At 48.5% G+C, this 21,619-nt stretch carries 20 protein-coding genes and 1 pseudogene; 3 read left to right on the top strand and 18 right to left on the bottom strand.

What is annotated here, in order from left to right; translation table 11 throughout:
• Position 1 precedes the first annotated feature (1 nt).
• Positions 2 to 1,375 carry a tRNA uridine-5-carboxymethylaminomethyl(34) synthesis GTPase MnmE gene (gene mnmE / locus ACQ661_RS05470; RefSeq protein WP_313932772.1) on the top strand — a complete coding sequence of 458 codons (1,374 nt, stop codon included), beginning with the start codon at positions 2 to 4 and terminating at the stop codon, positions 1,373 to 1,375.
• Positions 1,376 to 1,397: 22 nt separating this feature from the next.
• Here mnmE and ACQ661_RS05465 read toward each other — a convergent pair whose 3' ends face one another.
• Positions 1,398 to 3,866: a flagellin gene (locus ACQ661_RS05465; RefSeq protein WP_431667864.1), complete on the bottom strand. Its 2,469-nt coding sequence runs from the start codon at positions 3,864 to 3,866 to the stop codon at positions 1,398 to 1,400.
• Between the two features lie 233 nt (positions 3,867 to 4,099).
• Between ACQ661_RS05465 and ACQ661_RS05460 the strand changes: the two genes are divergently transcribed.
• Positions 4,100 to 5,248 carry a dicarboxylate/amino acid:cation symporter gene (locus tag ACQ661_RS05460; RefSeq protein WP_431667863.1) on the top strand — a complete coding sequence of 383 codons (1,149 nt, stop codon included), beginning with the start codon at positions 4,100 to 4,102 and terminating at the stop codon, positions 5,246 to 5,248.
• Between the two features lie 85 nt (positions 5,249 to 5,333).
• Here ACQ661_RS05460 and ACQ661_RS05455 read toward each other — a convergent pair whose 3' ends face one another.
• From ACQ661_RS05455 to ACQ661_RS05375, 17 genes are all read right to left on the bottom strand, one after another.
• Positions 5,334 to 5,960 carry an OmpA family protein gene (locus ACQ661_RS05455; protein ID WP_431667862.1) on the bottom strand — a complete coding sequence of 209 codons (627 nt, stop codon included), beginning with the start codon at positions 5,958 to 5,960 and terminating at the stop codon, positions 5,334 to 5,336.
• A gap of 123 nt (positions 5,961 to 6,083) precedes the next feature.
• A complete protein-coding gene (locus ACQ661_RS05450) occupies positions 6,084 to 6,581 on the bottom strand; it encodes a DUF4199 domain-containing protein (RefSeq protein WP_431667861.1) in 498 nt (165 codons plus the stop codon).
• A gap of 63 nt (positions 6,582 to 6,644) precedes the next feature.
• Entirely contained in the window at positions 6,645 to 7,349 is a 705-nt protein-coding gene (locus ACQ661_RS05445) for an RNA polymerase sigma factor FliA (RefSeq protein WP_431667860.1), read from the bottom strand.
• A 29-nt stretch (positions 7,350 to 7,378) separates the two neighbouring features.
• Positions 7,379 to 7,879: a hypothetical protein gene (locus tag ACQ661_RS05440; protein WP_431667859.1), complete on the bottom strand. Its 501-nt coding sequence runs from the start codon at positions 7,877 to 7,879 to the stop codon at positions 7,379 to 7,381.
• A 9-nt stretch (positions 7,880 to 7,888) separates the two neighbouring features.
• Positions 7,889 to 10,033, bottom strand: coding sequence for a flagellar biosynthesis protein FlhF (flhF, locus tag ACQ661_RS05435; RefSeq protein ID WP_431667858.1), 2,145 nt, complete (start codon positions 10,031 to 10,033; stop codon positions 7,889 to 7,891).
• Positions 10,030 to 12,111 (bottom strand): flagellar biosynthesis protein FlhA, encoded by a 2,082-nt coding sequence (flhA, locus tag ACQ661_RS05430; RefSeq protein ID WP_153826534.1) that lies wholly within the window; start codon positions 12,109 to 12,111, stop codon positions 10,030 to 10,032. Before flhA ends, flhF begins: the two co-directional genes overlap by 4 nt.
• The gene (gene flhB, locus ACQ661_RS05425; RefSeq protein WP_110075727.1) at positions 12,108 to 13,250 is read right to left on the bottom strand and encodes a flagellar biosynthesis protein FlhB; all 1,143 of its coding nucleotides are present in this window, start codon (positions 13,248 to 13,250) and stop codon (positions 12,108 to 12,110) included. The genes flhA and flhB overlap by 4 nt, the downstream gene beginning before the upstream one ends.
• Before the next feature lie 100 nt (positions 13,251 to 13,350).
• Positions 13,351 to 14,298, bottom strand: a complete 948-nt coding sequence (gene motB / locus ACQ661_RS05420; protein ID WP_431667857.1) for a flagellar motor protein MotB — start codon at positions 14,296 to 14,298, stop codon at positions 13,351 to 13,353.
• Positions 14,298 to 15,164 (bottom strand): flagellar motor stator protein MotA, encoded by an 867-nt coding sequence (gene motA / locus ACQ661_RS05415; RefSeq protein WP_162014508.1) that lies wholly within the window; start codon positions 15,162 to 15,164, stop codon positions 14,298 to 14,300. Before motA ends, motB begins: the two co-directional genes overlap by 1 nt.
• 56 nt (positions 15,165 to 15,220) lie before the next feature.
• Positions 15,221 to 15,766, bottom strand: a complete 546-nt coding sequence (gene flhC, locus ACQ661_RS05410) for a flagellar transcriptional regulator FlhC (protein WP_162014507.1) — start codon at positions 15,764 to 15,766, stop codon at positions 15,221 to 15,223.
• A gap of 9 nt (positions 15,767 to 15,775) precedes the next feature.
• Entirely contained in the window at positions 15,776 to 16,075 is a 300-nt protein-coding gene (locus ACQ661_RS05405; RefSeq protein WP_153826531.1) for a flagellar transcriptional regulator FlhD, read from the bottom strand.
• 126 nt (positions 16,076 to 16,201) lie between these two features.
• Positions 16,202 to 16,495, bottom strand: a complete 294-nt coding sequence (locus ACQ661_RS05400; protein WP_153826530.1) for an EscU/YscU/HrcU family type III secretion system export apparatus switch protein — start codon at positions 16,493 to 16,495, stop codon at positions 16,202 to 16,204.
• On the bottom strand, positions 16,485 to 17,291 hold the full coding sequence (locus ACQ661_RS05395; protein WP_431667856.1) for a flagellar hook-length control protein FliK: 807 nt from the start codon (positions 17,289 to 17,291) through the stop codon (positions 16,485 to 16,487). Before ACQ661_RS05395 ends, ACQ661_RS05400 begins: the two co-directional genes overlap by 11 nt.
• Positions 17,288 to 17,590 (bottom strand): flagellar protein FliT, encoded by a 303-nt coding sequence (locus tag ACQ661_RS05390; RefSeq protein WP_162014506.1) that lies wholly within the window; start codon positions 17,588 to 17,590, stop codon positions 17,288 to 17,290. Before ACQ661_RS05390 ends, ACQ661_RS05395 begins: the two co-directional genes overlap by 4 nt.
• A 62-nt stretch (positions 17,591 to 17,652) precedes the next feature.
• Entirely contained in the window at positions 17,653 to 18,051 is a 399-nt protein-coding gene (fliS, locus tag ACQ661_RS05385) for a flagellar export chaperone FliS (protein ID WP_313932779.1), read from the bottom strand.
• Positions 18,052 to 18,066: 15 nt separating this feature from the next.
• Positions 18,067 to 19,440 carry a flagellar filament capping protein FliD gene (gene fliD / locus ACQ661_RS05380; protein ID WP_431667855.1) on the bottom strand — a complete coding sequence of 458 codons (1,374 nt, stop codon included), beginning with the start codon at positions 19,438 to 19,440 and terminating at the stop codon, positions 18,067 to 18,069.
• Positions 19,441 to 19,556: 116 nt separating this feature from the next.
• A complete protein-coding gene (locus tag ACQ661_RS05375; RefSeq protein ID WP_431667854.1) occupies positions 19,557 to 21,263 on the bottom strand; it encodes an HD domain-containing phosphohydrolase in 1,707 nt (568 codons plus the stop codon).
• A 206-nt stretch (positions 21,264 to 21,469) separates the two neighbouring features.
• Here ACQ661_RS05375 and ACQ661_RS05370 point away from each other — a divergent pair.
• Positions 21,470 to 21,619, top strand: a pseudogene (locus tag ACQ661_RS05370) (flagellin FliC); the annotation flags it as partial.

Below are 21,619 nucleotides of genomic sequence, written 5' to 3'. Positions count from 1 at the left end.
CATGAGCTTTCATTTGGCTAACGACACCATTGTTGCTCAGGCCACGCCCCCAGGGCGTGGCGGTGTTGGTATCGTTCGCGTGAGCGGACCCGCTGCACGTGTGGTGGCTGAACGTATCCTGGGTCACTGCCCGGTAGCGCGTAAAGCTGAATACCTGCCATTTAAAGATTTATCCGGCAATCTCCTTGATGAGGGGATTGCCCTATTCTTTCAAGGTCCTCATTCTTTTACCGGCGAAGATGTGCTGGAGTTGCAAGGCCATGGCGGTCCGATCCTGATCGACATGATCATTAAGGCCATTCTAGACTTTCCGGATGTTCGCCCCGCTCGCCCCGGCGAATTCAGCGAGCGCGCATTCCTAAACGATAAGTTAGATTTAACTCAAGCCGAAGCTATTGCTGATTTGATTGATACCACCTCAGAACAAGCTGCCAAAGCGGCTTTACAGAGCTTACAAGGTGGTTTCTCGCATGAAATTGATCAGCTCGTTGACCAAGTTATTCACTTGCGAATGTACGTCGAAGCTGCCATTGATTTTCCTGAAGAAGAAATTGATTTTCTAAGCGACGGCAAAGTTTCTGGCGATTTAGAAGCCATCATTGACCGGCTCCAACAAGTGATGGTGCAAGCCAAGCAAGGCTCCTTGTTACGCGAAGGCATGAAGGTGGTGATTGCAGGTCGCCCCAACGCCGGTAAATCGTCGCTCTTGAATGCTTTGGCGGGGCGTGAATCTGCCATAGTGACAGCAATCGCTGGCACCACCCGAGACGTTTTACGCGAACATATTCAAATTGACGGCATGCCACTTCATATCATCGACACCGCAGGCTTACGCGAAAGCCCTGATGAAGTTGAGCAAATTGGCATTGCCCGAGCCTGGGACGAAATACGCGGCGCTGACCGCGTCCTGTTTATGGTTGATGCTACCGAAACAAACGCTGTACATCCTGCTGACATTTGGCCGGAGTTTTTCGCTCAATTACCTGACGACTTACCTTACACAGTGATTCGCAACAAAGTAGACCTCAACCAAGAACCGGTAGCTTTAGAGGATATTGGTGGTATTCCAGTGCTCCATCTTTCGGCTAAAACTGGGCATGGCGTTGAATTGCTGCGTGAGCACCTTAAACACTGTGTGGGCTATCAAGCTACCAGTGAAGGTAGTTTTATGGCTCGTAGACGCCATTTAGACGCCTTAGAACGCGCCCGTGACCACCTGCTGATAGGGCAAGAACAGTTAGAACTAAATTTAGCGGGCGAGTTGCTCGCTGAAGAGTTACGTCTAACCCAGCAGCATCTGAATGAAATCACTGGCGAATTCACCTCTGATGATCTACTAGGCAAAATTTTTAGTAGTTTCTGTATCGGGAAATAAAACGACCATCTACCGCCAGTACTTAGCTATTCAACAAGGCCAAAACCGTTTCAGGAACAGCGTTGGCTTGGGCTAATACACTTTGTGCGGCTTGGTTGATTATCTGTGCTTTGGCTAATCGAGAAGTTTCCACCGCATAATTTGCATCCATAATCCTACTTTTGGCAGCACTTAGATTGGTTACCATCCCTGCATTATGATCAATAGCTGCACTCAACCGGTTTTCCATCGCCCCCAAGTAACTGCGCTTGGCATCAACCATACCAATAGCTCTATCCAAAGCTGCTAATGGGTTGGGTGGTTGACGCAAACGGAAGTCTTCACCCATTTCACGAATATTCAATTGAGTATGCGCCACCCCATCATCGACAAAGCCATCGGCATCGGTGATGGCTGTAACACTATAATTAACACCCGCTGAGACATTACTTGGATAGTAAAAAACCACCTCACTGCCACCATTTTTAGTCCGTATTACAACCTCTCCGGTACTATCTAAGTCGACCAAAGTCGCTGTTTTATAGCCGCTAAAGTCAGTACTTGAACTCGGTAGTTGAAAAAAGTAATTACCATCGTCACTTTGCCGCAACACATCCGTATAGGTTTGTCCTTCAAGATCGGTATAATTCACGCTTACATTGCGGGTATCGATAAGGATTTCAGAATAACCAGATACACGGTCCTGCTGCTGAGCTGTTGCACCTAAAACCAGAGGAGTAGTTTGGGTTGCATCCGCTCGCACTGCGCTCAGTTGCTGTTGCCCATCAAACTCGAGGTCAACATTCGCGTTAAAGTAGGCGCTGCTACCATCGGCTTGCTCGCCACGAATCACCCATTGCCCCAACCCATCATTTCGTTGCACGAGAGTGAGGTTTGATAATCCGGAAAAGTCTGCACCACTAAATTCTACGTTCGCAAATGCAGTAAAATCCGTAGCGGGTGTCGCCCAGCTTGAAACGCTCGCTGCGCTGGCCAAATCAACACCAGTAAAGCTTTGGCTAGCCGCCGTCAACGCTAAGTCGTACTCTTCACTTACATTACTCAACGCGTAATAGCTATTATCTGCTGCTTGCAGATACAAATCGCCGCTAGCTGTGTCTTCTACAAGAACGGCCCCAGGATAATTAAGAATCACTTCATCAACCGCGGTTAAGGCGTAGTCATTACCAGCAAAATTAAAGCTATCACTCACTGCGACAAAGGTCTCCGACCCAGTCAGGGTGGTGGCGCTTGCTACTGCATCCAGGCGTAAACGATCGGTTTGTTCAATAGCGGCTACGCGTTGATAACGCATGTCACTCCCGCTACCACTTTGAATATAGAACTCGCTGGTGCTATCTGCTTGCACTAATGCCGCAGAGGGTAACGAGTTACCACTTTCGCTCACAAAACTAACGTTTGCGGCTGCAGCTAGGTTGTAATCGATACCAGCAATAGTAAAGTCATTTTCAACCGCCGTGTAGCTCCCCATTTCCGGATTCGATGGAGCATAACCGCTTTGTGCCGGATACACTTTATAGGTGTAGGGGTTACCATCGATGTCATACCCCGTCGCCCAGTCTTCTTCGTATTGCAGCAAGGTATTGGCCTCACGGTAACTCAAACTATCATCGGCGTTGCGAGACTCAATGTAAAAGGTGCCATCCGCTTCTAGCAGGCGCTCATTAGGGTTAAGCGCTGGCAAATCGTTACTTCCTGCATTCAGCGTAGGATTAAATAAGTCATAAGCTGGCGTGATCGTCACCGAGCTAGTATCCGTGGCGGTAGTATGGGTCGCCGCAACATTTAACCGGACAAACCCCTCAGCACCGTCACTAGCGTAATAGCCCACACTTGGATTGTAGAACAGCGGCAGATTCACCCCATCTGCGCTCAGCGTTGTAGCTGCATCATACAAGCCAATGTGCTGAGCTACACCGGTTAACTGATTGCGCTCAGTAATGGTTGTTGGTGGACCAGCGATGTTAAATCCGGCCAAGCCTAGCGCATCAGTTGAGAACCCTGGGCCGGTCAGATCAAGCTGCAGCGTTTGTTGGTCGTTAGCCCCCACTTGCATGCTGATTCTGTTTGCACCGCCGTTAAGGAGCTTTAATCCGTTGAAGTTGGTCTTTTCGGCGAGGCGGTCGATTTCTTTTAAATGCTGATTAATTTCTGCCTGAACCGTATCTTTGTCTTGTTTATTTAAGTTATCACTTAAACCTTGCACACTGAGCTCACGAATTCGTTGCAGGCGCTCATTGATACTATCAAGCACACCAAGGGCTGTTTGACTCAACGAAATGGCATCTTGAGCATTACGAGACGCTTGCTGTAAACCGCGCGTTTGACTACTAAAGCGATTAGCTATCGCAGCACCGGCAGCATCATCTTTGGCATGGTTAATTCTTAGCCCCGACGACAGTCGTTCAAGAGCGACTGCCACCGTTGATTTCGCTTGCCATAAATGGGCTTGACCTTTCTGCGAAAGAATATTGGTATTAATTATCGACATACCTGTCCTTGCCATATTCCATAGGTAAAAGTAGGAACTCAATGATGCTATACAGAAGTTATCGGATAGCCGGCGACATTCTTTAATCTCTATGCGCCAGTTCATGACGCGACATCAATCGCAAGGCCCTAGCTGCTGAACTAAAACTTTTCCCCCTTAGTGACTTTATTTGCGATAATGCCGCTGCATAGATAAGTCATCACGACACATTTTTATAATAACGAGAGAACATCATGGGTCTTATAATCAAACTCATTCTAGGGATTGTTGCAGGTACACTTATTGGCCTCTACACCCCCGATTGGATGACACAGCTACTACTAACCTTCAAAGCTATTTTTGGTCAGCTGTTATTTTTTACCATTCCGCTGCTGATACTCTTTTTTATTACAAGTGGTATCGCTGGATTACCACAAAACTCTGGAAAACTACTCGGCCGCACCCTTGGTATCGCCTATTTATCCACAATCATCGCCGGCATTGTCGCTTATTTTGTGGCCAGCATTGTGGTGCCTTTCTTAACAACTGCCGCTAAGAGTGCTAACAAAACTGACGTTAACGCACTGGAACCTTTTCTTACCTTAGATATGCCACCCGTATTTGGGGTTATGACAGCATTGGTCCTGGCCTTTATATTTGGGTTAGGGATTGCAAGCACCAAGGCTGAAAATTTAAAACAACTAAGTGACCAAGGCCGTGACATCATCGAGTTGCTGTTAGGCAAGGTGATCATTCCTTTATTGCCGATCTATATTGCTGGCGTATTCGCAGAAATGGCCGCTGCCGGCACTGTTTTCGCCACACTCAAAACCTTTGGTGTCATCTTGCTACTGGCAGTTGCACTGCACTGGGTTTATATCACTGCGATTTACACCCTTGCCGCCGTGAAATCAGGGCGTAATCCTTTTGCGCTTATCAAAAACATGTTGCCAGCCTACTTTACTGCGCTTGGTACCATGTCTAGCGCTGCGACTATTCCGGTCACCTTGCAGAGCGTGAAAAACAATAAGGTTAATGATGACGTGGCCAACTTCGCCGTGCCTTTGTGCGCGACGGTGCATTTGGCAGGTTCAACAATCACCATTGTTAGCTGTACTCTTGCGGTAATGTATTTACATAGCGCACTCGCTATTCCGTCATTTCTTACCATACTGCCATTCATTTTGATGCTAGGCGTGGTGATGTTGGCTGCGCCAGGAGTACCAGGAGGTGCCGTGATGTCGGCGGTTGGTTTGCTGGGATCTATGCTGGGTTTTGGCGAGACCGCCATTGCTCTTATGATTGCCCTTTATATGGCCCAAGATAGCTTCGGCACTGCTTGTAATGTTACTGGCGATGGTGCGATTGCGCTGCTAGTCGATTCGTCACGGCAGCAAGCATAATTAATTGGTTTTATAAATAAAAACCCGCCTTTATAAGGCGGGTTTTTTGATGGTTAATAACTAGCGTTGCCAATGCGCTTAAGCGCTAAGCTTGATTTGGCACAATTCGTAACTCGACGCGACGGTTTAACTGCCGCCCAGACTGAGTATTGTTATCTGCAACTGGCATGGTTTCACCATACCCAACTGTCGTAACTCGGCGACTATCTACTGCTTGACCTACTAAATGATTACGTACAGCATTTGCACGGTTCACACTGAGGGTTTGATTATATTCGGCAGCCCCGGTGCTATCCGTGTGACCTTCCACAATCATGGTGGTTTTGTTGTATTTATTCAACACCTTAGCAACATCATTAAGAACCGGATAAAAACCTTCGCTGACCACTGTGCTATCGGTAGCAAAGGTTATGGCGCTAGGTAATTGTAGGCGAATATTGTCACCATCACGGATAACTTCAACACCGCTACCTGCTAGCTCTTGGCGAAACTCCTCTTCTTGCTGGTCCATATAGTTACCTATCGCGCCACCGGCGATAGCGCCTACGACAGCACCCCATGCATACCGACTTTTATCATGGTCGCCCGTGCCTTTACCTAATACGGCACCTGCTACAGCGCCGATTGCTGCGCCTTTTTGCGCGTTGGTCATATTGGCACAACCGGTAGCCACTAGGGACGACATGGCTACCACTAATATAAGCTTTTTCATACAAGGTTCCTTTTAATGCTGATTCAAAACCAAACATAGCTTACTAGCTTTCTTTACAATGAAAGTAGCACATGCATCCTGACAATAAAGCTTTCTTTGCGTGTTCTTTACCCTCAACCAAGCTTACTTAGTAGCTGGGGATTGCGGCGTTCTACGAACAAAAAATGCCACCACCAACGAGGTGAGAACCCCCATCACAAAGGCCCCAAGCACGGCTTGCAACATGTAGCTTTGCAATGAGAAATATTGGGCCGCAGCCGTGGCCTCCATGAGTCCGTTCTGCACCGCATAGTCTGCCATATTAGTGAAGAAATGCGGACTAATCAGGGTATGGATAACCCATTGCGATAGTGGCGTTAATAAGGCGACAAAAACACTGATTAATAGGCCGCATTTAAATGCTTGCCCCCAACTAATCAAGCCTCCAAAAACACGATCTCGCTTATCCCGTAGCGCCAGCACATAGATGGTTATTGCTACAATCGCGAACACATTCGTATAAATCGCATGTTCTTCTATACGTGTGCTATGCAATCCGAACAATCGCTCGATCAGCATCCACCCCCACATCGCTAGAGTAAAGATAACGGCCCAGCGCAATTCTAGTTTGATAGCATTCATAGGGTTGTCCTTGTTTTATTATAGTTCTTATTGCGATAACAACTTCAAGAGGTATAGCAGAAACTAGTTATATTGCCCAAGTCGCGCGCGAATACGTTTAATCGCTTGGCTATGCAATTGACTCACTCGAGATTCGGTGACATCAAGCACCGCACCAATTTCTTTAAGATTGAGTTCTTCTTGGTAGTAAAGCGTCATCACCAACTGCTCACGCTCGGGTAAGGCTTCTATAGCCTGCAGCAAGAGTCCTTTGAGTTCGGCATCACCAAAGAGATTCTCGGGCTGGCTGGCTGGATTTTCCGCAGACTCGGTGTGAGAGCTATCCTCCAACATATCGTCGTAAGACATGATAAGCCCGTTATTGGTATCCAATAACAGCTGTTGATAATCGCTCAAAGACATATCTAAGGCTGCTGCAATTTCGCGCTCTTCGGGGCTGCGACCCAACTGCTGTTCTAGCTTGCGTATCGTCTGTTCAAGTTCTCGTCCGCTGCGGCGCACACTGCGCGGCAACCAATCGCGACTCCGCAGCTCATCAATCATGGCGCCACGAATACGTTGATGGGCATAGGTTGAAAACGCCACACCTGCCTCAGCATCAAAACGCTCGACACAACTTAACAGGCCTTCAACGCCAGCTTGGATAAGATCGTCCACATCGATACTCGCCGGCAACCGCACCTTCAAGCTAAAGGCTTGTTTGCGCACCAGCGGATAGTATTGCTCTATCAAGCTCTGTTTGTTGATTTTTCCTGCAGCCGTATACATGCGTTAGGGTCCTGTTTTATTGCACCAAATTAAGACGACAAGACTAATAATTCAATATTAAAGTAGCGTTTGGCGACATCTTGTAAGTTAGCCAGTAAACCTCGCCGCGCCAAGCTTGCTTGGTGTAATGCAAGAATTTGCTTCGGCGCACCCGCCTGGTGCATGGCTTTCAAGGCTCGATATGCCCGTGCGAAACTATCCAAATCATCATTGACCCAGAGCGCCCAGCGTTGGTAAGTGCCCACCAACCTAGTCATCTCAGGATAATCTGATGCAACGGGTATCACCCGCCATTGACTCGGATCACCCACCCATTTTTTACCAGCCGCAGCCCAGCGTTGAAAGACCTCTAATGCCGCTAAGGCATGTTGCTCATGCAAACTAGGCAAGCCGAGCACCACCACTTGCTGCCCGTTGAGTTTCGGCTCATTAGATGGACTCACCTGTTCACTCACCGCTTGCTGCTGGTCTTGCGATTGGTCTTGCCGCTGCGCAGCCCACTGGCGCAAACTTGCTGCTTGATCACTCATACTACTGCGTTATGCTCCTGCTTGTCGCCCTGCTGCCACCAACGCTTGGTGAGCCTGTAAAACTCGCAACATACCAGGCACTAATTTATCCCCCTGCACGCGTCCTCGCTTACCGGTTAAGCTAAGTAACTCACCGCGTAAATGGGCCGCTTCAGGGTGCTGACTGTACTCTAACTGCAAGGCGGCGGCGGCCAGAGTTCCAGCCAACAGTAACTGTAATGGCTGTCCGGCCTCACGCATAGTAGCTTTCAATTCTTGCCATGCCAGCCTGGTCAAACGACTGTACTCTTCGCTTTGCAACATTGCTTTAACCCGAACTACGAGTTGCTCCGCACTACATCTGCTATCAAGCATCCAATAACGGCGCTGCACGGGGTTTTTACCACTGCCGCCATGTAATTCACCATAAACTACCTGATAAGGAGCATCTGCTTGATGACTGTCTGCGGCAGCAATGCGCAACTCTAACCGGCGCATTTCGCCACGATACAGGAGGTTCTGTTTGGTTAGCGGAATAGCATGCTTCTTAACCAAATCAACGGCTGCAAGCTCAGCCCCTTGAAAGCTTAATTTGTGGTTTAGATTTAAACTCACCAACCAACCGGTTCCATGTTCGATAAATATCTCTAACAGGGTGGTCGCGGGTAAATAATCAAATAACTGCACCGGTGCCAACTGATAGTCCGGTTGCAACTCATCAGCTTGCTGCAATACCGCCGGTAATTGTGGCGCACCGTCGGCGTTTAGGGCCAAATGGGGCGTGCGATGCTGCCAACCTTGCAAGGGTTGTGGTGCCGCCCAACGCAACAGCGGAGGAGCCGCTGCAGCAGTGCTAGCGTTTTCCGTAAAGGCCATAGCTTGTAGAGGAGTGGGCCATTGCTGGGTGCGCCAAGCTTGCTCAAATTCGGTAAACCCTGCCAGTTGCGCTCGTAACGCTTGAATACTCGACTGAATCACCGAGCCTTGACTGATCACTTGGTTAGCCGCCAAACCGGTAGCCAAAGGTTGCTCCCACTCGGCTTGGGCCAGCACTGATTCATTCACCTCGTTCGCTAAACTCTGACTGATCAGCGCGGCAATATCTGGTGCCTGAATATCTTCTGGCACGCGTTGCCCGACCGAACACGATTGAATGGTTAGCTTATGCCGAATAACCGTATCTAACACGCCCCCAAGTAGCGCTGACTCGTCTAGTTTGGTAAGCACACAGTCTCTTACTGGTAATCCACTTTCGGTACCTAAACGCTGATAAATAGAAGCTACTTCGGCTAGGGTTTCAGGTTGCGACGCGGCATTTAACAGCAATACCACGCGCGTAGAATCTTTGTAATCATCAGCACCTAGCGCCGCGATTTTCTGGGCTAAACGCTGGTCTCTTTGACTCATGCCGACCGTATCCACTAACACCAAACGCTTGCCCTGCATTTTTTCCTGCAAGCTGTTCATGGTGTCGCCTTCGGCCAAGGCATGCATCTCTACATTAAGGAGCTCAGCATAAATAGCTAGTTGTTGTTGAGCCCCAATCCGATAACTATCCGTTGTTACTAACAACAGGCTATCGTGGCCATGGCGCATCACGTAGTGAGCTGCCAACTTAGCTGTGGTGGTGGTTTTTCCCACCCCGGTCGGGCCTACTAACGCAAGCACCCCTTGGTGCTCAAGTAAGTCCCAAGTTCCAGCATGATGGCTTATGCGTGCACCTAATTGCTGCTCAAGCCATTCTTGTGCTGCGGTTAACTGCTTGGCGGAATGATTTAAATGCACCGGTAGCAATGCTACTAATTGGCGGGCTAGCTCATCGCTATAGCCGCCCGCTCGCATCTTGCGATACAGCTTACGTTTATTGTCGTCGGGTACTTTTAGCCCTTGCTGTTGGTGCAACATCGCCCGCATGTCCTGCACGTCGCTTAACAGCTGCTGTGCCACTTGTGAAAAGTCGCTACCGGCAATAACACCCGAGGTGGCCTGATGCCCGTTCGTTGACGGAGCTGTAGTGTCACTTAACTGCAACAGTTCTGCTTCAGCAATGGCAAAAATCTCTGCCCCTTGTGCCGTTTTGCGGGATAACACAATCACCGCATCATCGCCCAACGCATCACGTACTTGGCGCATTGCATCTTTATGGCTGGCCGCTAAAAAGCGCCGAATACTCATGCCCTTTCTCCGATTACGGTCACTACTTGTATACTACGATCATCTGGAATTTCAGCCTGCGATAATACTACCAAATCACGTAGCTGACGGCGCAAAAAGTGAGACAACAGTGGCCGTAAATTAGGTGCTACCACTAATACCGGTGGTAGACCCATAGCCTCAGCTTTGTGCATGGCCTGCTCGGTTTGTTGTTGTAACGTCATCGCTAAGCTAGGTTCAATTGAGCTATTTTGCTGCAAAGCTTGGCTTAACATGGTTTCTAGCTGCATGTCTAAGCCCATTACTTGCAGATTACGCTCACCGCCAAACCATTTTTGCGTGATATTTCGCCCTAAAGCTATACGCACTCGGGCCGTCAATTCATGCACATCAGACTGTTGTCCTTCAAACTCTGCCAGTGTATCAAAAATCGAGCGTAAATCGCGGATAGATACGTCTTCTTCTAGCAAGTATTGCAGCACCCGCTGTAGGGTCGTTACGGTCACGCACTTAGGAATAACGTCATCAACTAACGCCTTATTCTCTTCGCCCAGCTTGTCTACCAACTGCTGCACCTCTTGGCGACCGAGTAAATCTGCCGAATAGCGCTGTAACAGATGGTTTAAATGGGTTGCCACTACGGTACTTGCATCAACCACCGTGTAGCCAAAGATTTGTGCATGCTCACGTTGATCCGCTTGAATCCAATGGGCCGGCAAACCAAACGCAGGGTCAGTGGTTTCTATCCCTTCTATCGCCCCAGTTACTTGGCCCGGATTAATCGCCAGCCAACGATCCGGGTAAATCTCCGCACGACCAATCTCACCGCCTTTCAGGGTAATGGTATAGGTGTTTGGTTTGAGCTCTAAATTATCGCGAATATGAACCACAGGTGGTAGAAAGCCCACTTCTTGGGCAAACTTCTTACGCACACTTTTTATTCGTCCTAGCAGTTCACCTTGCTGATTATCATCCACCAGTGCTATCAATCGATGGCCAACTTCCATGCCCAAAGTATCCACTAACTGCACATCTTGCCAACTAGCTTCAGGGCTACTGAAGGTGGGTGCAGGAGCTGCTTCGGTGGCGCTGGCTGCGGCTTGCTGTTGCTGCTGCTTTTGCTGTAAATACCAAGCAAATCCGCCCAACATGGCGGTGAACAACAAGAAGATAAAGTTTGGCATGCCTGGCACTAAACCAAGCAAACCAATCACCCCGGCCGCCAAATACAACACCTTAGGGCTGACAAAGAGTTGCTTTATAAGCTGCTGGCCAACATCTTGCTCGGTGTTGACCCTAGATACCGTTACCCCGGCTGCGGTTGAGATAATCAGCGCAGGAATCTGTGCCACCAAGCCGTCTCCGATGGTCAGCAACACATAAGTATGGGCTGCGTCACCGGCACTCATATTGTGCTGCATAACCCCAATTAATAAGCCGCCGATAATGTTCACTACCATGATCACAATACCGGCTACAGCATCACCACGAACAAACTTACTGGCACCGTCCATCGACCCGTAAAACTCGGCCTCTTGAGCAACTTCTTGGCGGCGTCGACGAGCTTCTTCTTCACCAATCAGGCCGGCGTTAAGATCGGCGTCAATCGCCATTTGCTTGCCGGGCATAGCGTCTAACGTGAACCTAGCTCCAACTTCAGCAATACGTCCGGCACCCTTGGTAATCACCATAAAGTTAATAATGACCAAAATGGCAAAGACCACTAGGCCAACCGCAAAATTACCGCCTACCAAGAATTCACCAAAGGCTTCAATCACCTTGCCTGCCGCGTCACCTCCGTTATGCCCCTCCATCAACACCACTCGGGTTGAGGCCACGTTCAAGCTCAGACGCAATAGCGTGGTAAACAGCAATACAGCAGGAAATGCAGCAAATTCAAGAGGCTTTTCGGTGAACATACTCACCAATAACACCATCAAGCTGAGCGCAATGTTAAAGGTAAACAAAAAGTCCAAGGCAAAGGGCGGCAATGGCAATACCATCATCGCCAAAATCATCAAAATTAGAACCGGGCCTACCAGCACTTGCAGCCGTGCAGTGGTCAAGCTACCCGCGAGGGCTTGATAGCTTAATTTCATGATGCGGGTACCTCATAATCTGCAGGAACAACAATGTTTTCAGGCGTTGGCGGCACAGCGACGGTGCCTTGCTCTGCGCGTTTTAACTGGAACGCCCAAGCTAAAACCTCGGCCACAGCGGTATAGAGAGCGGCAGGGATCTCATGCCCTAAATCAACGTGAGTATACAATGCTCGCGCCAAGGGTGCAGCCTCTAAGCGGGGGATCTGGTGTTCATCACCTAACTCTCGAATACGCTGAGCCACCAAATCTGTCCCTTTCGCAATCACTCTGGGGGCACCCATGGCACCATCTTGATACGACAAAGCCACGGCATAGTGAGTTGGGTTAGTAATAATCACGTCGGCTTTTGGCACCTCACTCATCATTCGGCGCCGGGCCATAGCTTGTTGCTGCTGTCTAATCTTACCTTTAACGTGCGGGTCACCCTCTGTTTCCTTGTTTTCTCGTTTTACTTCTTCTTTGCTCATCCGCAATTTTTTTGTATGGGTGAATAATTGATAGGGCACGTCAAACAGTACCACCACTATTAATGTTAGAATCATCAGCAGGCAGGCGAGTGCAGCAAGTTTCATGGCCTCAAACAAAGCACTCTTAACGTTTAGTGACATCAGCGCCAAAAAAGTATCCCGGTGTTGCCATAAAAACAGCATCAATACGCCGCCGACCAAGATCGACTTCGCCAAAGCTTTACCTAATTCTGCCAACGCCTGGCTCGAGAACGTGCGCTTAAGTCCTTTTAGTGGGTTAAGCTTTTCAAATTTCGGCTGCAAAGATTTAGCCGACACCACCCAACCACCTAATAGCGCCGGAGCAATCAAGGCCAACAGCAGCATCACGGCAAACAAAGGCAACAGCGCCAGCAGTGCTGATTGGCCCAACTCTAGAACATTTTGCAGCATAGGCCCGGCTTCAGACACTTGTAGGCGTTCAAACAGAAAAGCTTGCTCCATCACCCTACCCAAGTTTTGATAAAGGGTTTCGCTTACGGCCCAAAGTACGCCAACGCCGCCAAACAGTATGACAAATGTAGTTAACTCACGCGATCGTGCAACCTGACCTTCTTCCCGCGATTTTTCAATTCGCCTGGCCGTGGGGTCTTCTGTTTTTTCCTGATCGCTGGTTTGTTCTTCTGCCATCGCTGCTGCTACGCAATAAAAACTTAGAGTTAGGGATATTGCGCTCTAGTATGCCGCAGTTGAGGCGGTTTGAAGGACTGAATAACGGGGTTAGAACCCTTTATTTCGAGGACTGTTTGGTGCTTGGTGGATCGCTAACACGCGGGTCGACCACTGACGGGTCTATAGCTTCAGGGTCAGCAACGGGAGCTGGTTCAGCTTGCTGATCTTGAGGGAAAAATCCTTGGCGCTTAATAAAAGCTGCCGATTCTGGCGTATGCACCACAATAGTAATGCGTCTATTACGCGGATCAGCCGGCTCGGTACCGTCTAAAGGAATGCGGTCCGCCGCTCCCATCACCAGTAACAACTGGTCCGAGTTAAACCCGCCTTGCAGCAAAGCCTTGCGCGACTCGTTGGCGCGATCGGCTGACAATTCCCAATTACTGTAACCTCGCTCACCACCGGCATAAGGTAAGCTATCGGTATGGCCAGCAATGGTTATTTCATTGGGTAATTCATTTAATAAGGGGGCTAACGTCTCTAGTAGGCGCTGCATGTAGGGTGCTATGGTGTCACTACCGATCTCAAACATGGGTTTGGTCTCGGTGTCTAACATCATGATGCGTAAGCCTTCGCGAGTCACGTCAAAACGTAACTGTGCTTTGAGTGCACGCAGAACAGGGTCGCGATCTATCGCAGCCTCTACCCGTTGCCGTAAGTTATTGAATTGTTGGCGCGTATCCGCTGGCCGCGTCTCACGACGCAGATCGATACGAGCCTGCTCGCCAGCGCTATGAGAGGGGTCATCACCACCTCCTTTGATAGCACTGGTACTGGCCGACGCTCGGTCACCACCAGCCATAGCTACTAACAAGGGTGTGCGAAAATATTCAGAAATACTTTGCTTCTGCTTTTCCGACGACATCGACAAAATCCACATCACCAAAAACAACGCCATCAACGCCGTCATAAAGTCCGCCAGCGCAATCTTCCAACTGCCGCCGTGGTGTTTCTTTATGATCTTCTTGCGCCGAATAATAATCGGTCGTTGTTGCTGGTCATTCATCACGAAGCGTCCGATTTTGCTCCACGTACATAGTCTTCAAGCTCGTTGAAGCTAGGACGCTCTTCCGAGAACAACGCCTTACGGCCAAATTCAACCGCCAATTGCGGCGCATAGCCATGCATACTGGCAAGGAGAGTCACTCGAATCACCTGGAGGGTTTTCGACATTTCTTGCACTTGCCGTTCAACGCGACTGGCAAGCGGATTGATAAAGCCGTAACCCAATAAAATACCGAGGAAAGTTCCGACCAATGCATGAGCAATCATGTTACCCATAACATCCGGCGGTACATCGGCAGTACTTAATGCCCGCACTACCCCGAGCACAGCTGCAACGATACCAAAAGCCGGCATGGCGTCACCTACTTTGCTCAAGGCATCCGCTGGGATTTCTCCTTCGGCTTCAAAGGTTTCTATCTCGTGCAGCATCAACTCATCTAGTTCTTGTGGGTTCATGTTGCCACTAATCATGAGGCGTAGATAATCTGAGATGAAGTTCAGCATCATCTCATCTTCTAGCACATCAGGATGTTCGCTGAAAATGGCACTTTCGGTAGGATTTTCAATATCGCGCTCTACCGCCAACATCCCGTCTCGGCGCATTTTATTGAGTAATTTATAAATCACTGCCAGTAATTCAAGGTAGGTTTCGTTGGTGTATTTGGTCGAGGGCTTAACTCGCTTAGCCATCTTTAAGGTAGCTTTTATAGCCTTGCCATTATTTGCCGCAATAAAGGCTCCAAGCCCAGCACCACCAATGATGACAAACTCCAACGGCTGGAACAAAGGCCCTAACGAACCACCAGCCAAGGCATAACCACCAAATACCGAAGCAATAACAATGATAAACCCTAGAGGAACGAGCACGACCTAATCCTTCTCTTTTTTACTATAAGAATTTTATCGGCCACAACAGGCGAAACTTAAGCAGGTTTTGTTGCTTTTGGAGATTTATTTTTCAACGGTTTACCGGCTCGGGAGGGGGGTGCGCAAACACCACATACGTAGTCTTTATCTGGGGTATGAGCATGATTAACGAATTTTAGCCCACAACAGTTGCAGCTAGACAACTGAAACATGTCGCTTTCAAAAAACCGAATGAGTGTCCAAGCGCGGGTGAGCGCCAACACATCTTCTTCATTGCATAACCGAATATGTTCTTGATAGAGCTTGTAGGCCTTGATAAAAGCTTGCATCCGCTCTAATTTTTGTTGCTCGCGCAAACGCAGGTAAATGTTGTAGAAAAAAGATGCATGTACGTTCGGTTGCCACGTCATAAACCAGTCCGTAGAAAAGGGCAACATACCTTTTGCTGGTGATTTACCTGCGACTTCTTTATACAAGCGAACCAAGCGACCACGGTTAAGACTAACTTCTGATTCAAGCACTTGCAATCTGGCACCCAGCTCTATCAACTCGATGGCGAGTTGCACTTGGTTCAGTTCATCAAGTAACTTGGTAGAGCTCACAAGCTATCCTTATACCGATGCCATCAACATCGCTAAATGAGTTTGTTGCATGCCGGTGTCGCGTTTATTACCAAGCACCGCTTGTAACTGTTCTACTGGACCCAAACTTGGTTTAAGTAGACTGTGTGGCTGGCGTGCAAGCAAGGTGAGTTCTTTGGCCGACAAGCCTTCAATAAGATCAGCAAGATCCTCGTCAATTTTAAGACGAAACATAGCAGTATCGCGATCTTCTGCAATTAACTTTTGCACCAGCATCAAGTAACTTAAATTAAGTTCTTGTAGCTCAGCGATAATTCTATTTTCAGACATGTACTACAGTCCCAGATCCATTAATCCATACAATTAATGGGATCTTTAACAAATATTAACAGTGCAAGTCAAGATTTCGGCATAATTAAAACGGTTAAGCACTCATAGCCACATGTTGCCACGTTGTTATTTTGGTTCGTTTTTTGAGCTGTTTTGAGCATCAATCTCTAAACCTTTCGCCCATATTAACAACTCAGCAACAATGACCCACATCGTTTGGGGTACATAGGTATCGAGTTCCAGTTGCGACAACAAATCCACCAACTCCGGCGAATCATGCACAAACACCCCATGCTCATTTGCCAGTGCGATCATCTCTTCCGCCACTAGCCCCTGCCCCTTAGCAATCACCTTGGGCGCAGGTTCAAATTCTTGATATCTTAGCGCTACTGCTTTCTTGTTTGGTTTATCATGATTCATTGGCTAGCACCCCTACAGCAATGGGATCGACCTGCAATCCTGTCATTTGCCTTAAGCGTTGGGCTAACATATCTACCTGAGACCGTACCAGCTGCACTTGAGAATCTGTGCATTGTACCTGCATCGTGAGATGTTGATCACCGAGCCTAAGTTTGGCTCGCAATACTCCAAGCGCTGGTAAACTCAATTTTATCTCACTAGTCCAAGCGGCGGCTTCGGGCTCATCTCCCTGCTGTCGCCGTTGCTCGTCACGCCAACGTTGCACTAGAGGATTAACCTCGGGTTGCACCAACCATTGCAGCGTGGCTTGGGGCCATAACTCGGTTTCAATACGCAACATGCCGCTATTAAGTAGGTCGATTTGCTGCCCTAAAATAGATTGAATAGTACTGGGAGTGCGATTTTGCGGCTGTTGTTGCAGCAAATTTATCGGCGCCTTTTGTGCAGCCCAGCGGGCTAATAACGTCTCGTAGAATACGCCGGAATCTTTCACTAATGTCTGTAATTTGCTAACTAACGCAGCGACATTCAAGTTAGTCGCTTGAGCTGGGAATAATTGCCCCGCAGTTTGGATAAAGGCAGATTGCGAACCACGTGGTGGGAGTTGCTGCTGCCAGCTGTCTATTAGCTGTAATAAGCGCGCTACTTGCTGACCCGCTTGGCTAAATTCAGTGGTGGTTGCGGCGGCTTGAATGGGGGCAACTGGTAAAGGATGTCTGGGCAGTGCTGCCACCGGGCTGCGCTGCTTGGCAACCTGGTGGACTAACGTATCGAGAAGAGGTGTGATGCTGCTCAATTGCGATAACTATGCTCTAGTTTTTGTTTTTTATTCATACTGCGCAAGGTTTGCTCAAGCATGGTTCGCCGTGCAACCAAGCGTTCGCGAATCTCGCGGTCTTGATCCATGATAGTGCTTAGCAACTGCAATTTATCGAGCTTTTGCTGGTCACTCAACTCAACTTCTGCTTCAGCAACGCTCAACCGTTCCACTTCTTCAACGTATTGTAGCTCAGCTTTAATTAAGCTATCCCAGTCTTCGTTACGCACACTAGCTAACATCTGGTTTGAGTGCTCGAGTAAAGTGTAATACGACATAATAACCTCCGTCGCAGAGAGAGCATAGGTGCGGGCAACTCGCTCAGATGCTGACACTGCGATCATGCTCCTTCAATCTGCGGCTGAATTTCTTTCCAAGCAGAACCAATTTGCTCCAACAACGCTGCAGCTTCGTCTAGTTTCGCTACATCATTGTGCAAATTAGCTTTCAGTAGCAACTCAGCCACGTAGGTGTAAAGGGCCTCTAAGCGTTCAGCTAAGTCACCACCTTGTTCTTTATCTACGGCAGCCAACAAACCTTGGTTCACAATATCCAACGCCTTGCTAATCGACTGAGCTTTAGCAGCTATGTTCTTTTGCGCAATGTGTGCTTTCGCGCCTTTAATGGCTTGAATAGCCCCATCAAATAACAAACTAATCAGTTTGTGCGGGCTCGCTGAAAGAACATGGCTTTCAATTCCTACTCGACCGTAAGCGGCCGCTCCACGCATACCGTACATAGGTAGTTACTCCTGCTACTTCTTATTGCCTAGCTGCGCATTTAAAGCATCAAACTGCTGCATTAAATACGAACTAGTAGAATTCATATTAGCGATCATGCTGTCTAGCTGACCAAACTGCACTCGATACCGCTCTATTGTTCGAGCGATGCTGACTTCTTCTCGTGCATAACGTTCTTCAAGACGTTCTATCGCACTCTTCATACCTTCGGTACCCAGCGCTATCGGACCATTTTCGTCCAATAACTGAGTGACCGTACTACCAGCTTTAGCGACGAAGCCATTCGCCTCGTCAGTACCAACGTTTTCGGTACCCGTGAAGAAGTTACTTAATTGCGTTAGTTGTGTACTGGTTAGCTCTTTCAGCTTATCTGTGTCTAGTTCTAACGAACCATTGAGCTGTCTGCTGATACCGATCTCGCTTAAGGTATTAAGCCCCTCGCCATCTACAGCTTCAGAAAAAATGCTACGCAAGCGCGTTTCTACGGTGCGCAAACCACTATCACCCAACAGCCGGCCAGCGGTTTGAGTTTCAGCGTTGTATTTGCTTAAGTCTTTGATGGTGCTTTGTAAGCTGTTATAACTTTTCACAAAGTTCTCAACAGCACCCGTGATAGCCGCTTCATCTCGGGTGACATTAACCGTGGCAGTCTGCCCTTCTTGTTCAAGAGTAAGGGTTATGCCCTGCAACGCATCGGTCACTTGGTTTGATTGGCTACTAATGCCAACCCCGTTCACGGTTAAACTGGCATTGGTACCGGCTTGAATCGAGCCAGCATCAACGGCTAGCTCATCACCAAAGCCATTAAAGGTTAGTGAACTTACGGCAGCATCTACGCCGGTTTTACTCGAGGTCAAAGCTAGACGGAAGGGTGCGTTAGGGTCGCCGTCATTAATGATCGAGGCGGTGACATCACCTTGCTGAGCATTAATAGCATCCCGAATACCTTCTAACGAACTCGCTCCGGCTTCGATATCTATACTATGACTGGTGCCATCACCGAGATTAAAGCTAAAAGTTCCAGCCCCTAAATCACGACTTTTATCGTCTACTCCAAGGGTTGCACTGCTGTACGCCCGCGCTAGGGTATTCACTTGAACGTTATACGAACCTGGTACCGCACTTGCGCTAGCTGCTGCCTGCAAACCTTCGCCAGTTACTGAGCTACTAACGGCTTGAAAGGTCTCTGGTTTACCAAGGTTGGTTAAGGCATTTTGAAACGCCGATAACGAACCTTCTAGACGACCATAGGCAGAAATGCGCGCCTGATAGCTAGCGCGTTGTTGCACTAACGGCTCTAAGCGCTGACGTTCAGCTGATTCTAGCTGCGTCAGTAAGCCATTTAGATCTAACCCGGAACCAATTCCGAGTGCTGCAATAGATGCCATATCAATACGTCCTATTTAACTGCTAATCAGTTTGCCTGATGCGAATCAATTCAAAACCGATAATAGCCGCTGTTATGCGCTGTATTTCATGTTTATCGGCTGTTATTTAAACAACTTTAGGTCTCTGGAACTAAAATATCTCTAATTCGTCCGAGCTCGGCCAATGCAGCGCCAGCAATCACAGGCCCCAGCTTTTCATCCGGAGCATACTTATGCGGGGACACTCGTACTTTCGCTACTCGTTTTTGTCTATCTAGCCCAACCACCCAGGCAAAGACGCCTTTCTCAAAACGTAATAAAGAACCTATGGGTAGCACGCCAAAGTGCGTAACATATTTTTTTAACCAGCTTTCATCGAACTGATCTACCAAGGGTTGCATAAGCTTAGCCGCAACCGCTGCCGGTTTGGCCGGTCGGTCTGGACGCGAGCGCTGTAATGCATCCATACTGTCCACGACCGCCGCCATACGCGCTAATTGTCCCAACTGGTCAGCCTTTAACCCCAACGGATAACCCGAACCATCAAGGCGTTCATTGATTTGCGCAATCACGTTATCGCGAACCACCGGCGCTAACCACTTTACGCCACCCATTTTATCCAATAGCGCATCCACGTGGGTGTGCATTTCTTCGTACATTTCTGTACTTAAAGTCGTTGCTCGCCAAATATCTTGTGGCAATAAGCCTTTCCCAAGATCATGTACCATGGCTGAAGCCGCCACCGCTTTGCGCAATTCACGCGGTACTTTCTGACTGCCTAACATATCAGCCATTCGCAACGCCACAGCTAAACCGTGTCGCACCCACCGCGATTCGCGATGAATACAGTGCACTGAAAATAGCGCTTCTTCGCGGTCATCATCTAACATATCCAGTAATCGATCGGCATGCAGCGACAATTGTTGTGAGCTCACCGCTTCACCTTGGCGCATTACCACCATCTGACTATCTAAATAACCAGCGATACGAGCCAGGCGCCGCGCCATAGGAGTCGCATATTGATGCTTATGCCGGCGCCCTAAGCGGTCATCATCTTCATCGCGAATTCGAAACAGCTCTGATTCGTTGCGACTATCCCCATTACTGGCACTACGGCTAGCTTCGCGTTCAATCTCCCGCACATAGTTCCAGACCTCGCGCTCTTGCGCCTTACTGGGGTTTTCAAACTCAAAACCCACCGCCATAACCTGACGGTCGTTGTCGTTCTTAATATGGCGAACCCTAGCAGTCACCTCAAACGAGGTGCCGTTAGGAAAATGCAGTGCAATTTCCGTAGCAATATCCGGCAATACTCGCGATACACCATCTTGCATAAAAAATTCAGCCAAACAGCCTGTCGCGGATAAATCACGTAAATCACCTTGCAGCTCTACTAACTCTTCTTTGTCGTTATCGGCACTGCGCACCAGCACCCCAACGTGCATCCCTAACCTTAAACTGGCGCGAAAGCTCGCACGACGTTGTTGTACATGAATTTCTTTGGGCCAATCTACATAAGCTAACAAGCGCCCTTCTACTGAAGAAAAATCACGAACCGCCAAGGGGTTTGAGCGAACTAGGCCGCCTGGTGTATAGCCTGAAAGGATAAACTTACCCCCACGACGTAAACTAGGTGCAACATCACGAATGGCGGTAAGATCAAATAATAAATAATCTTCTTCTAGCTGCTCAACTATCACCAACGGATGACTTTTCTCACCCGGTCCCAGTAGGGTTAGGTTTGCTACCCCCGGTTGGCTCAATGCATCGTAATAGGTGGCGAGCTCTACCACACTATTAACGGGAGTAAACTCGTTGTCGGCTGTTACCGGCGCTTCGTTCACGCAAAATTCCTTGTGTCACTAAATTTAACTTCGCTGATGTTGATATCGGCATAAGAGCTTAGATCTTTAGCGTACTCTGGGGCTTCGCTTAGCCTATCCACAAATAATCAAAGGAAAATTTCTAAAGTTATTTTTTTTGCTTCCGATAACAAGAATAACGGCAGGCCGATTGGGTTGCCTAATTTGGAAACAGAAGGAATATACCTATGTCAGTTATCAATACAAACATCACCTCGATGATTGGCCAACAGAACCTGTCTAAATCACAGTCTGCTTTGGCTACCTCTATGGAGCGTTTGTCTTCAGGCCTGCGTATCAACAGCGCTAAAGATGACGCCGCCGGTCAAGCTATCGCT

This window comes from Pseudidiomarina sp. WS423, assembly GCF_050750165.1.
GTDB classification, from domain to species: domain Bacteria; phylum Pseudomonadota; class Gammaproteobacteria; order Enterobacterales; family Alteromonadaceae; genus Pseudidiomarina; species Pseudidiomarina fusca.
The sequence above is the reverse complement of the archived record's forward strand: the minus strand, read 5'-3'. Positions and strand labels throughout refer to the sequence as shown.